Genomic DNA, 12763 nt, shown 5'->3' with positions numbered 1-12763 from the left:
AAGCTCGTAATCAATGCGCGAAGCTGATGGGCGTGCCGCCGCGCGGGTTCGGGACGATGCCCATTGGAATGCCATAGATGGCTTCGAGCGTATCCGCACGCATCAGATCCTCCGACCGTCCGCTTGTGAGAAGACGGCCGCCTTTCAGCGCGATGAGATCGTCGCAAAAGCGTCCCGCCATGTTGATGTCGTGCAGCACGACGACGACCGACAGACCGCGCTTCTGGCTCAGTTCGCGCACGAGGCCGAGCACTTCGATCTGATGCGCGATATCGAGCGCGGAAATCGGCTCGTCGAGCAGCAGGCAGTCGCTGTCCTGCGCAACCAGCATGGCGAGCCACACGCGCTGACGCTCGCCGCCCGAGAGACTGTCGACAGGGCGCTCGGCGAAGCGCACCACATCGGTCAGCTCCATCGCCTCGAGCACCTTCGCGCCGTCGCGCACGCCGAAACGCCCGAGCGCACCATGCCACGGATACCGCCCGAGCGAAACGAGTTCGCGCACGGTCATCCCATCGGCGGCCGGAGGCTGCTGCGGCAGATAGGCGACCTTGCGGGCGAGCGAACGATTCTCCCAGTCCGCAAGCGGCTTACCCGCAAAACGGATCGCGCCCGAAGTAGGCGCTTGCTGCCGCGCGAGCAGCTTGAGCAGCGTGCTCTTGCCCGACCCGTTATGACCGATGAGCCCGCACACACGCCGCGCCGGCAACGTGAGGCGCAGCGGATGCAGCAGCACGCGCGCGCCGAGCGAGAACGAGGCGTTGTCGATCTGGTAGATAAGGTCGTCGAGCGCCGGGGCGTCGTGAGTCGCGAGATTCGAGGTCATCGATAGTCAGAGCGCGGTGCGTCCGCGCAGCATCAGCCACATGAAATAAAGCCCGCCGACGAGCGTCGCCTGCAGCCCCACCGGCACCTGATACGGAAACAGCATGTTGCGCCCGAGCCAGTCGGCGACGGCCATCACCAGCGCACCGAGGATCGCGGCGCTTGCAAGCTGCGCCGACGCGCGTCGAAATCCGAGCATGCGCGCGAGATGCGGCGCCATTAGACCGACGAAGCTGAGCGGGCCGACGACCATCGTCGCCACGCCCGTCAACGCCGCGGCGAGCAGCATCAGCGCGATGCGGCTCGCGCCGAGGCCCACGCCGAGGCTGCGCGACACCGTGTCGCCGAGCGGCAGGATGTCGAGCCAGCGCGCAAAGCACAGCGCCACTGCCAGCAGTACGACGAGCGCCGCACACGCGAACATTGCATCGTTGGCGGTGACGCCGAAGGTCGAGCCGGACAGCCACGCAAGCAGGTTGGTGAGACGCGGATCGCCGGTGGCGAGCAGCACGCTCACGAGCGCGCTGAACGCGGTGCCGAGCGAGACGCCGAGCAGTAACATGCGCTCCGGCGCGAAGTGGTAGCGGCGGCCCAATGCGAGCATCAGGACGAGCGCGGCGAACGCGCCCGCGCCGGCCGCGCCGGTCTGAAGCAGACGCCCCGCTTCCGGCGCGACGAACGCGAGCGCGATCACCCCGAGCGACGCGCCCGCCGAAATGCCGAGGACTTCGGGGCTCGCCATCGAGTTGCCGGTCACGCGCTGCAGGATTGCGCCCGCGACCGCGAGCATCCCACCCGCCGAAAGCGCCACGGCGACGCGCGGCGCGCGCCAGGGCAACAGCGCATCGAAGCCCGCGCCGCGCGCCCAGGTCCAGCCGTCTGGGGAGCCGCCCAGCGTCAATCCCAGCACGACAGCCACCGCGAGCAGCGCGATGCCGAGCGCGATCCAGCGCGGCAGATGCACGCGCCGGAAGCCCACGGCTCCCGCCGACAGATCGACCGTGTCGGGAAGCGCGGGCAGACGCGGCAGCAGCCAGAACACGAAAGGGGCGCCCACGAGCGACATCACCGCGCCGGTCGGTAGGCCAGTGCGCCCGCCGGGGATCATCTGGACGAGTTCGTCGGTGATCCACAGCAGCGCCGCGCCGAAAAGCGGCGCCCACATCAGGCGCGAGCGGAAGCGCCGCGCGCCCGCAAGCCGCACGACGAGCGGAGCGAGCATGCCGAGAAAGCCGATCACGCCGACCGACGCCACCACCGATGCGCTCAGGAATACCGCCAGCGCAAGCGCGGACACACGCACGAGACGCAGCGACACACCAAGCGCCTGCGCGCCGGCGTCGGTGAGCGACATCATCGTGAGCGGCCGCACGAGCGCCGCGGCAAGCACCGCGCCGGCGGCGAGATGGAGCAGGAGCGTGCGCGGCGCATCCCAATTGCTCTGCGCGAGCGAGCCCGCGCTCCACATGAAGAGCGATTGCAGGGTCTCACGATGAAACAGCGTAAGCACCGCACCGAGCGAGCCGCAGTAGAACGTTACGATCAGCCCCGCGAGGATCAGCGCGACAGGTGCGAGGCGCCGCCGCCAGGACAGCGCGAGCACGAGCAGCACGGAGGCGACCGCGCCGGCGAGCGCGACCCACTGCTGCCCGCCGAAGAGCCACTGCGGCGCGAACAACGTGGCGATGGTAAGCGCGAGCGATGCCCCCGCCGACACGCCGAGCGTCGTCGGCTCGGCGAGCGGATTTCGCAGCACCTGCTGGAAAATCGCGCCCGCGAGCGCGAGCTGCGCACCACCGAGCAGACACACGGCGATGCGCGGCACGACACTTTCATGCACGACGATCTGCTTCAGATCGCGCGTATCGGGATCGACGAGCGCGCGCCACCACAGGCTCGCGGGCAGGAGTTCGGCGAAGTGACGCAGCGCCAGCGCGAACGCGCAGCTGATCAGCACCGCGACGAGCCACGCGGGATGCATGCGCAGGCGGCGCGGGGCTGCGCTCATGGCGACGCTCTCAGCCATTTGCAGAGCTCCCGCGCAGCGTCGCCGCAACGAGACCACGCGTGAGGCCGTCGGCGCATTGCGTCGCGCACGACGCCGCGCCGTAGGTGAAGAAGCCCGGTAACGGATGAAAGCGCCCTTGCGAGGCGAACGGCAGGCTTCGCCACAGCGGGCTGCGCGACAGGTTGGAGAGCGCGATGCGGTCGCGCGCGCCGTGGCTGATGTAGAACATCTGGGCGTCGCCCATCGTGGCAAGATCTTCGACGTTGAGCAGCACCCAGCCGGTGTCGGTGTTGCCTCGCCATGCGTTGGCGATTTTCAGCCGCGTCATGACGTCGTGAATCATGCTGTTGGGGCCATACACGAAGAAACGGCGGCCGTCGTCGTAGAGATCGACCACGAGCACGGGCGGCGCATCAAGCGCGGCGACAGTCGCGGCGCGGGCGGCGAGCTGGCGATCGACGTCATCGAGATAGGCGCGGGCCTGCGCCACTCGATCCAGCCGCGCGGCGAGCCGTCCGGTTTCCTCGACCGCACGCGCGAACGGCTTGCCGCGTCGCGAGTCGTAGATGTCGATCGCAAATGTCGGCGCGATGCGCTGAAGCTGCGCATCGAGATTCGACTGATCTTGATCGAGCACGATGAGATCGGGCCTGATCTGCGCGAGCAGTTCGAGATTCGGCTCGCTGTGCGACCCGAGTTCGAGCACGTTCGGCGGCATCGGCGGCAATGCGCCGACCTTGGGATAGCTGTCGAGCTCGGTGAGCGCGATTGGCGGCGCGCCGATCGAGACGAGAATCTGCGCGCCCGCCCAGCTCAGCGAGGCGACGCGCGGCGGCATGGCCGCGCGCACGCGCGATGCCAAGGGCAGAAACGCGAGCGCGCCCAGCATGCGGCGGCGTCTCGGGTTCGACGGGTTCTGGCGAGTCTTCACTTCGCGGCTTTATCCCAGCGACACGCGTTCCCGCGCATGGCCCGCACCGTGTTCGTGAGCGTACTGTTCGCCTCGCCCTTCCTCGACAAGCTGACCATAATCGAGCTTCACATAGCGGTCGGCGAGATGGAAATAGCGGTCGTCGTGCGAAATCACGAGTACCGTCTTGCCCTGCGCCTTCAGGTCCGGCAGCAGCCGGCGATAAAACACGTCCTTGAAGACCGGGTCCTGATCGGCGGCCCATTCATCGAACACGTAGAACGGGCGATCCTCGAGATAGGTGACGAGCAGCGCGAGGCGTTTGCGCTGTCCTTGCGAAAGATCGGTGGTCGAGAACACGCCCTTCTCGATCGTCACCTTGTGATCCAGATGCAGCGCTTCGAGCAGAGCGTGCGCACGTGCGTCGAGGCCGTCGAGCGTAAGGCCGTGCAGCGCTTCGAAGAGATAGAAGTCGCTGAACACCACTGAGAAATGCTGCCGATAGATGTCGCGCTCCGCTTCGCCGACCGGCTTGCCATTGAGCAGGATGCGGCCGCCTTCAGGCGCATAGAGGCCAACGAGCATCTTCGCGAGCGTGGTCTTGCCGCTACCGTTGCCGCCGATCAGAAAGACCAGCTCACCTGGCAAGAAGGCGAGCTCGATCGGCCCGAGCGTGAACACTTCGTCCTCGCGCTCACGGTAATAGCGATGCGTGACGCCTTCCAGGGCGATGCTGTCGAAGGCGGCGGCGTCGCTGGCAGGCAGCGTGTTTTCTGGCGGCAGATCCGCGTTAATCGCGTCAATGCGCTCGATCGCGACCTTCGCGGAGCTGATACTCGGCAATGCGGAGAGCAAGCCTTCGATCGGCATGATCATGTAGAGAAAGATCATCGCGTAGCCCGACATTACCGGCCCTTGCACGGGGTAGAAGCGCGTAAGCAGAAACAGCACGCAGCCGATGAACGCGAAGAAGATGAAGCTGCCCCAACTCGCGGCGGCCGCATACAACACATAGCCGCGCGTTCTTTGCACGCGCACCGCTTCGACGTTGGTGGCGAGCGTGTCGTCGATGAAGGCCTCTTTGCGATTGCGATGCAGCTTCAGTTCCTTCGCGCCGTCGAAGAGCGCGCGGAAATACTTCACGAGGTCGTCTTCTCGGCGGCGCGAGGCACGCAGGTGAAACTCCGCGCGTGTGTTCGCCAGATGAAAGCCCAGCGAGCCGAGAAAAATGGTGACGATCGCGAACAGCAGGATCTGCCAGGACAGGTAGCCGAGATACATCAGGCAGCCCACGATGACCGCGCCATGCATCGCGAGATTCGGCAGGCTCACGAAGAACACGACGATGGAGTCGAGGTCGGCGGTCAGCACGGAAAGCGCGCGCGACGCGCCCTGCTTCTCCAGATGCTGATACGACGCCGCGCCGATACGCCGGATCGTGCTCATGCGCAGCGTCGCCTTGGCGTTCTGGCCGAGCTTCATGAAGAGCGTGGACGAAACGGCCCGCGTAACGAGCACGAGAACGCTCAAGGCAAGGAACTTGAGGCCGAGTTCGCCGAGCGTTTCGCGCGACGCGCCGAGCGCCTGATTGATGAGCGCGACGAGACCCGCGCTCGCGAGGCCGCTGATCACGCTCGTGACCATGGCGACGAGCAGGGTCCAGCGCGAATTGCGGATCAGATACCAGATTAGCGACATCGATGCTCTCCTTCTGCGATGCCGGCAAGCTGCACCGGCATCGAGTCCTTCAACTGCGGGTCGGCAATGCGCGAAGCACGCACATTACCACTGGTACGTCGCGCGTCCAATCACGCTGCGGCGCAGGCCATAACTACAGTACGTATCGCTCTGGCAGTTCACGTAGATGCGGTCAAACAGATTCTGCGCGTTGAGTTGGAAACGCCAGTGCGCGATGTCGTAGTGAATCGCGGCATCGACGAGCGTCGTCGATGAGAGCTTGAGTGTATTCGCCTGATCGCCATATTGGGAGCCGATATAACGAATGCCGCCGCCGAATCCGAGCCCTTTGAGCGGACCCGTTTGCAGAGTCTTGTCGAGCCAAAGGCTCGCCATGTTGTGCGGCACGTTCGCCGCGCGATTGCCCGCATAACCCTGATCGCTGTCGGTGACCTTGCCATCCATGTAGGTGTAGGCGGCGGTCAGGCTCAGCCCGCTGCCGAGGTCCGCCACGCCCGACAGTTCGACGCCGCGCACGCGAATACCGCCCGTCTGCACGACGAAGTTGCCTTCGGGATGATCGAAGTCCGGTTCGACGACGTTCTTCTGCTTGATGTTGTAGACCGAGAGCATCGCGAAGCTCTTCTGATTCTTCGGCTGGAACTTCACGCCCGCCTCGACGCTCTGCCCTGTCGTCGGCTTGAGCGACGAGCCGTCGAATGTATTGCCGAGACCCGGCTGAAACGAGGTCGCGTAGTTCACGTAGGGCGCAAAGCCGCTGTCGAACAAATAGACGAGACCCGCGCGGTACGTGAAGCGGTTCGCATCGTTGGACTGCGAATTCATGCCGGCGACATTGTCGTATTGCTTCGTGCTGGTCCAGTCCTGCCGCACGCCGAACGTTGCAACGAATTTGCCGAAGCGGATCTGGTCCTGCGCATAGAGGCCGAGCTGATTGAGCGTGTCGTGCACGCTGAAGTCCGGCGCATCCGGCAGCACGATGCTGCTCGCGCCGCTATATACCGGCGCATACGCGTTGATCGACGGCACCTCGAACGCGTCGCGCTCGTCCCAGCTATCGACCGAGCGGGTGTAGTCCAGGCCGACCAGCACCGTATGCTCGAGCGGACCCGTGCCGAATCTCAACTGCGCCTGGTTGTCGACCGTGAACACGTTCGAACTCGCACGCGCTGCGTATGCGTATCGGTCGAGCGTCTGCTGATCGTCTTCGAGGCCCGCATCGCCAACGATCTTCTGATTCAGGTGCGTATGCGAGTAGCGCAGGTTCTGACGCACCGTGAGGATGTCACTGAAGCGGTGCTCCAGCTCGTAACCGATCGCCTCATCCGTGCGACGATATTCGTTGAACTCCGGCTCGCCGAGGAACGTGCCCGTGCCGATGCGCCCGAACGGACTGGCGTAGAGCGTGCCGACGGAGGGCAGGTCGACGTTCTGGCGGCCCGTGTCGCGATAGCTGAAGTGCGAGAGCAGCGTGAAGGTCGTGTCGGCGTTCGGCTTCCATGTCAGCGCAGGCGCGACGTAGATGTGCTTGTCCTGCACGAAGGCGGTCTGCGTGCTTTCGCTGCTCGAATCCGCGGTGAAACGATACAAGAGCGTGCCGTCCTTGTTCACCGGCCCGGACAGATCGACGCGCCCGCCAATAAGCCCGCGGCTGCCGACTTCGATCGACGCTTCATGCAGAGGATCGGCGGTTGGACGCTTGGTGACGAGGTTGACCATGCCGCCCGGAACGGTCTGACCGTAGAGCACGGAAGCCGGCCCGCGCAGAATATCGACGCGCTCCAGGCCGTAGGTGTCGTAAGTCGGCGAAAGCACCGTGAAGAAGGTCTGTGTCGAGAGGCCGTCGACGAACGGCATGGTCTGCTGGAAGCCCCGCACGGTGTAATAGTCGACCGTCGAGTCGAGGCCTCCGAACTGCTCGCCGATCACGCCAGGCGTATAGCGCAGCGCCTCGCCCACGGTTTGCGCCGCTTGCGCCTGCATCTGGTCAGCGGTAATGACCGAGATCGATTGCGGCGTCTCGATGATCGGCGTATCGGTCTTGGTTCCCGTTCCGCTGCGGCGGGCCACGTAGCCTTCGACGGGACTCGTCGCAGTTTCCTTCTCGCGCTCGCCCGTGACGAGCACCGGATTCAGTTGCTGATTCGTGCCGCTCGAATTCGACGGCTGCGCGGTCTGCGGCGCGCGGCCTTCCCCGCTCGTTGCCGGGTCGCTCGTCGAATCCGTGCTCTGCGCATGCGCGGCGCCGCCGAACAGCACGAGCGCGGCGATCGCAATATTCCGCTTGCGCAAGCCTTGCGCGATATGCGGCGGATTCGCCCGCTCTCCTCTTGCCATAATGTTCTTATGCCTGCGCGCTCTCATGCCGGCCCTTTCTTTTCAGAAAACTTACGTTAGTGAAGTTATCGCGATATAAATGGAAGCTAACGTGTCGCGAAACGCCTGAAACCGCTCGAAAAACACCCGCGGCGACTATAACCGAGTAACGCCGATAACTGCAAATGATTCGCATTCATGCGAGGGATTCTGTCTCTTTCGCGCCTTTCAGAGTTCCGAGATCAGGTCGAGTAACGAAGCCGCATCATTTGTGTTCCGATCGTTCGTGATATGAGCGTCCTGAAGCGCCCGCGCCACTTCATGCAGCGGACGATTGCTCATCAGCAATGGCAATGGCGCTTCGATGCGTTGGCGTCGAAGTGCCGATTGCACCTGCATCGCCGCGAGCGAATCGCCGCCCATCGCGAAGAAGGTGTCATGACGGCTCACGCGCGGCGCGCGCAGCACATCACTCAGGGCTTGTGCGAGCGCGCGCTCCAGATCGCCTTCGGGCGCCTCGAACGTACCTTCGCTGTGGCATTCGCCGTCCCAAGGCAGGCGCTGCCGATCGATCTTGCCGGCCGGATTCAGCGGCATCGAGTCGATCACCGTGAGCATCGCGGGCACCATGTAGTCCGGCAGCCCGGCGGCGAGGCGCGCGCGCAGACCGTCGGCATCCGCATCGGCGGTAACGAAGGCCACGAGCCTGATCGCGCCGGCCGTTCCGCGCGCGAGCACCGCTGCTTCCCGCACTTCGGGCATGCGCAGCAGGTGCGCCTCGATTTCGCCCGGTTCCACGCGATAGCCGCGCACCTTGACCTGATGATCGACGCGGCCGAGATAATCGAGCTCGTCGTGGGCGTTCCAGCGCACGATGTCGCCCGTGCGATACAGCCGGCCGCCGCTCGTCGAGAACGGATCGGGAATGAAGCACGCCGCGCTCGTCCCGGGCTTGCCGCAATAGCCGCGCGCGAGCAGTTCGCCGCCTACATACAGCTCGCCCGCAACGCCGGCAGGCACCGGCGCGAGCAGCGCATCGAGCACGGCGACGCGGCGCCCGTCGAGCGGCGTTCCGATCGGAATGCGCGCAGGTACGTCGGCCCCGGCGACGAGACAGGGCGCGCAATCGAATGAGGTCGCGGTGACGGTGGCTTCGCTCGGACCATACATGTTGACGAGCTCGATATGCCCGAGACCCGCGGCCTTCCATGCGCGCACGCCGTCGCCGTACATCGCCTCGCCGCCGACGTGAACGCGCCGCAACGTGGCGAGCGCCTCACGCGCGCGGGCGTCGTTTGCGAAGTCGAGCGCGAGCGTGTTCCAGTACGCGGTCGTCAGATCGGCGAGCGTAATGCGCTGCGTTTTCACTTCGTGCATGAAGCGCGCGCTGTCCCATAGCGCGTCGTCGCGCAGCACGACCGCGGCGCCCGCGCACAGCGCGGGAAAGAGCTGATCGACGAACGCATCGAAGCTGAAGGTCGAGAACTGGAGCACGCGATCGTCGGGCCTCGTGCGCGCCAGGTTCATCGCGGCATGCGTGTGCCGCGCGAGCGCCGCGTGCGAAATCTCGACACCCTTGGGCTCGCCCGTCGATCCCGATGTGTAGATGACGTAAGCGAGTTGCGCCCCGCTCACGGCGACGTTCGGATCGGAGTCGGCCAGGCCCTCGCCGCAGCGCGTGACATCGAGCACGGTGAATCCATCGAGCGATGCCGCCGCCGATGTCAGCACGATGCGCACGCCGCTGTCGCGCGCCATGTAGGCGAGCCGGTCGGCCGGATACGATGGATCGAGCGGCACGTAGGCGGCGCCCGACTTCAATACGCCGAGCAGCGCGACGATCATGTCGATGGACCGCGGAATCGCGATGCCCACGCGTGACTCCGCCCCGACGCCGCTCGCGCGCAGCGCATGCGCGACGCGATTCGCGCGCCGTTCGAGTTCGCCATGGCTGATGGATTGCGTGCCTTCCACGAGCGCGCAGGCGTCGGGAGAAACACGCGCGATGGCCGCGATGCGTTCATGCACCGGCGTCGCATCGAGCGCTTGCGTGCTGCGCTCGCCGAGGCGCTGCAAATGCGCGAGTTCGCCTGCATCGAGCATGGGAACATCGGCGAGCGCGCGCGATGGATCGAGCGCGAGCGCATCGAGCAGATTCGACAGATGCTGCGCGATGCCCGCGACACTCGCTTCATCGAACGCATCGCGCGCGAAGGAGAAGTCGATGCGCAATCCGGCATCGGATGTGCCGGGACGTTGCGTGACCGACACCGTGAGCGGATAGCTCGTCTGCTCGCGCGCGCGGATTCCCGAGAATGCCAGACCGCCGTGCGCAGCGCCGCGCAGGGCATCGTCGAGCGGATAGTTTTCGAACACGAGGATGCTGTCGAACAGCGCCTGCCCGCCTTCGAGCCGTGCGAGGCGCTGGATGTCGTACAACGCCACGTGTTCGTGCTCGCGCGACGCGAGACGCTGGCGCTGGATCGCATCGAGCCATTGCGCGACGCTCATGCCGGGTTCCGGAGCGGCAACCACGGGAATCGTGTTGATGAAGAGTCCGACCATCTTCTCGACGCCTTCGAGCGTCTCCGGACGGCCCGCGACGGTCGCGCCGAAGCTCACCGTGCGCGCGCCCGTGTAGCGCTGCAACAGGATGAGCCATGCGGCCTGCACGAGCGTGTTCAACGTCACGCGCCGGCTCCTCGCGAAGCGCGCGAGACGCCCGGTGCGCGCTTCATCGAGCGTGAGCGGCAGATCGCCGAGGGTTGCATCGGTATGCGCCTCTCGACGTGACAGCGATGCGGCGATGTGCGTCGGTCCTTCGAGCGGCGCGAGCAAGGCGCGCCACCAGCTATCGGCTTCTTCCCTTGCCGATGCACGGTCTTGCAGCCACGCGATGAAGTCGCGATAGCGGCGCGGCTTCGCATCGACGTTCGCGCCTTCGTAGTGCCGCAGCACTTCGGCGAGCACTTGCGCCATGCTCCAGCCGTCGAGCAGCGCGTGATGGAACGTCCAGATGAAGTGGTGCCGGCGCTCGTCTGTGCGCACGAGCGCGATGCGCATGAGCGGCGGATGCGCGATGTCGAAGCCCTGCGCGACCTGCGCGTGCGCGAGCGCATCGAGCGCGGCGTCCCGCGCTTCGCGGCCGCGCCAGTCTTCTTCGATGACGGGCACGCTCACGTCGCGCGCGACCCATTGGCGCGGCGCATCGTCGAGCTGGATGAAGGCCGTGCGCAGCACGTCATGACGCGCGAGCACCGCCTTCCACGCGGCGAGAAAGCGCGCGCGGTCGAGTCCGTCGATATTCACGCGCAACTGGTTCACGTAAGCGCTCGCCTGCGCGCCGAGCAGGCTATGGAACACTATGCCCGTTTGCATCGGCGCGAGCGGATAGAGGTCGGCAAGGTTCGATGTATCGAGCGGCAACGCGTCGAGCGCGGGCTGATCGAGCGCGGCGAGCGGCACATCCGAGGGCGTGATGCCGTGCGCGCCGCTCGTGCAATGCGCAATCAGCGTGTGCAGTTCGGTTTCGAGTTCGCGCGCGAGGCGTTCGAGCGTCGCGGCATCGTAACGATTGCTCCGGCGATGCAGCAGCATCACCGACAACTCGCCGTCCATCACCTGTCCGACGATTTCGAGCACGTGAGCGGCCACCGCCTCTTCGTCCTGCGATGCGCCCGTGGACTCGGTCGCGCGACGCCAGTCCCCTTGCGCGTTCAGCGCGCCACCAAACTGGCCGAGATAGTTGAAGACGACATCGCTGTTGCGGGCATCGCCGAGTGCTGCGCGTTGCGTGTCGTCGCCGCCATACTTCAGCATGCCAAAGCCGAGGCCGGCATACGGCACGGCGCGCAAGGCTTCTTTCACGCGCTTGATTGCGCACGGCAGATCGCCCGTGGGACGCAGCGCGACCGGAAAGAGCGATGTGAACCAGCCGACGGTGCGGCTCAGGTCGGCGTCGCCGAGATGCGCTTCGCGGCCGTGGCCTTCGAGATCGATCCGCAGCGCATCGACGGCGGCGAAGCGGCACAGCACGCGCGACGTCGCCGCGAGCAGCAGGTCGTTGATCTGCGTGCGGTACGCGGCGTGCGCGTCCTGCAACAAGCGGCGAGTGGCATCGCGGTCCAGCTTCGCGGTTGCGCGCAGCGGCGTGTTCGCGTCGATCGTGGCATGAGGAAGCGATGCCGGGACAGCGATCACATCGCGCCAGTAATCGATCTGTGCGGCAACCGCCGATGAGCGCGCGGCCATCTGCACCGAGCGTGCAAACGCGCAGTACGACGTGGTGCGCGGCGGCAATGCGATCGTCTGGCCCGCGTCGAGTTGCGCGCATGCGAGCTGAAGATCGTCGAGCAGGATGCGCCATGAAACGCCATCCACGGCAAGATGATGGATGACGATGAAGAGCCGCCAGGTACCATCGTCGATCGACATCGCCACGGCGCGGATCAGTGGGCCGTTTTCGAGGTCGAGGCTTCGTTGCGCCGCATCGCACGCGCGTTCGATATCGCCCTTGGGGACGGTGTTTTCGATCGTCAGGATCGGAGCGGATCGAGCCTCAGCGTAACGCTGAAGCCATGTGCCCGCGCTCGTTCGTTCGAAGCGCAGACGCAAGCTGTCGTGATGCGCGACGAGTGCTTGCAGCGCCGCTTCGAGATGCGCGAAGTCGGGCTTCGTCGCGCGCTCCAGCAACACCGACTGATTCCAGTGATGACGCGATGGCATCGATTGGTCGAAGAACCATGACTGGATGGGCAACAGCGCGAAGGGTTCACTGGAGTCGTCGGTTTGCTGCGTGTGTTCATGCCGCGCTTCGATGGCGACCGCCGCGAGTTGCGCGACCGTCTGATGTTCGAAGACCTGGCGCGCGTTCAGCATCCAGCCCGCCTGACGCGCACGCGCGACGATCTGCAAGCCGAGGATCGAGTCGCCACCCAGCTCGAAGAAGTTATCGTTGCGCCCGATGCGCTCGACGCCGAGCAACTCCGACCAGATCGTCGCGAGTT

6 protein-coding genes are annotated in these 12763 nt (G+C 65.6%); all 6 read right to left on the bottom strand.

Features of this window, described 5'->3' with window-relative positions:
• Window positions 1–10: 10 nt before the first annotated feature.
• Window positions 11–826 carry an ATP-binding cassette domain-containing protein gene (locus AWB80_RS36680; RefSeq protein WP_061179537.1) on the bottom strand — a complete coding sequence of 272 codons (816 nt, stop codon included), beginning with the start codon at window positions 824–826 and terminating at the stop codon, window positions 11–13.
• 6 nt (window positions 827–832) lie between these two features.
• Window positions 833–2833, bottom strand: a complete 2001-nt coding sequence (gene fhuB / locus AWB80_RS36675; protein WP_061179570.1) for a Fe(3+)-hydroxamate ABC transporter permease FhuB — start codon at window positions 2831–2833, stop codon at window positions 833–835.
• A 10-nt stretch (window positions 2834–2843) separates the two neighbouring features.
• Entirely contained in the window at window positions 2844–3764 is a 921-nt protein-coding gene (locus AWB80_RS36670) for an ABC transporter substrate-binding protein (RefSeq protein WP_143328201.1), read from the bottom strand.
• Between the two features lie 9 nt (window positions 3765–3773).
• Window positions 3774–5441: a cyclic peptide export ABC transporter gene (locus tag AWB80_RS36665; protein ID WP_061179535.1), complete on the bottom strand. Its 1668-nt coding sequence runs from the start codon at window positions 5439–5441 to the stop codon at window positions 3774–3776.
• An 84-nt stretch (window positions 5442–5525) separates the two neighbouring features.
• Window positions 5526–7778: a TonB-dependent siderophore receptor gene (locus AWB80_RS36660; RefSeq protein WP_160147505.1), complete on the bottom strand. Its 2253-nt coding sequence runs from the start codon at window positions 7776–7778 to the stop codon at window positions 5526–5528.
• Window positions 7779–7985: 207 nt separating this feature from the next.
• Window positions 7986–12763: non-ribosomal peptide synthetase (locus AWB80_RS36655; RefSeq protein ID WP_143328200.1), on the bottom strand; the 4778-nt coding region annotated here is incomplete at its 5' end.

Origin of the sequence: Caballeronia pedi, from assembly GCF_001544915.2 — a bacterium.
GTDB classification, from domain to species: domain Bacteria; phylum Pseudomonadota; class Gammaproteobacteria; order Burkholderiales; family Burkholderiaceae; genus Caballeronia; species Caballeronia pedi.
The sequence above is the reverse complement of the archived record's forward strand: the minus strand, read 5'-3'. Positions and strand labels throughout refer to the sequence as shown.

Excerpts from the sequence above, each read along its gene's own strand:
- fhuB (WP_061179570.1), bottom strand. The coding sequence starts at position 2,833 with ATGAGCGCAGCCCCGCGCCGCCTGCGCATGCATCCCGCGTGGCTCGTC.
- AWB80_RS36680 (WP_061179537.1), bottom strand. The coding sequence starts at position 826 with ATGACCTCGAATCTCGCGACTCACGACGCCCCGGCGCTCGACGACCTT.
- AWB80_RS36660 (WP_160147505.1), bottom strand. The coding sequence starts at position 7,778 with ATGGCAAGAGGAGAGCGGGCGAATCCGCCGCATATCGCGCAAGGCTTG.
- AWB80_RS36665 (WP_061179535.1), bottom strand. The coding sequence starts at position 5,441 with ATGTCGCTAATCTGGTATCTGATCCGCAATTCGCGCTGGACCCTGCTC.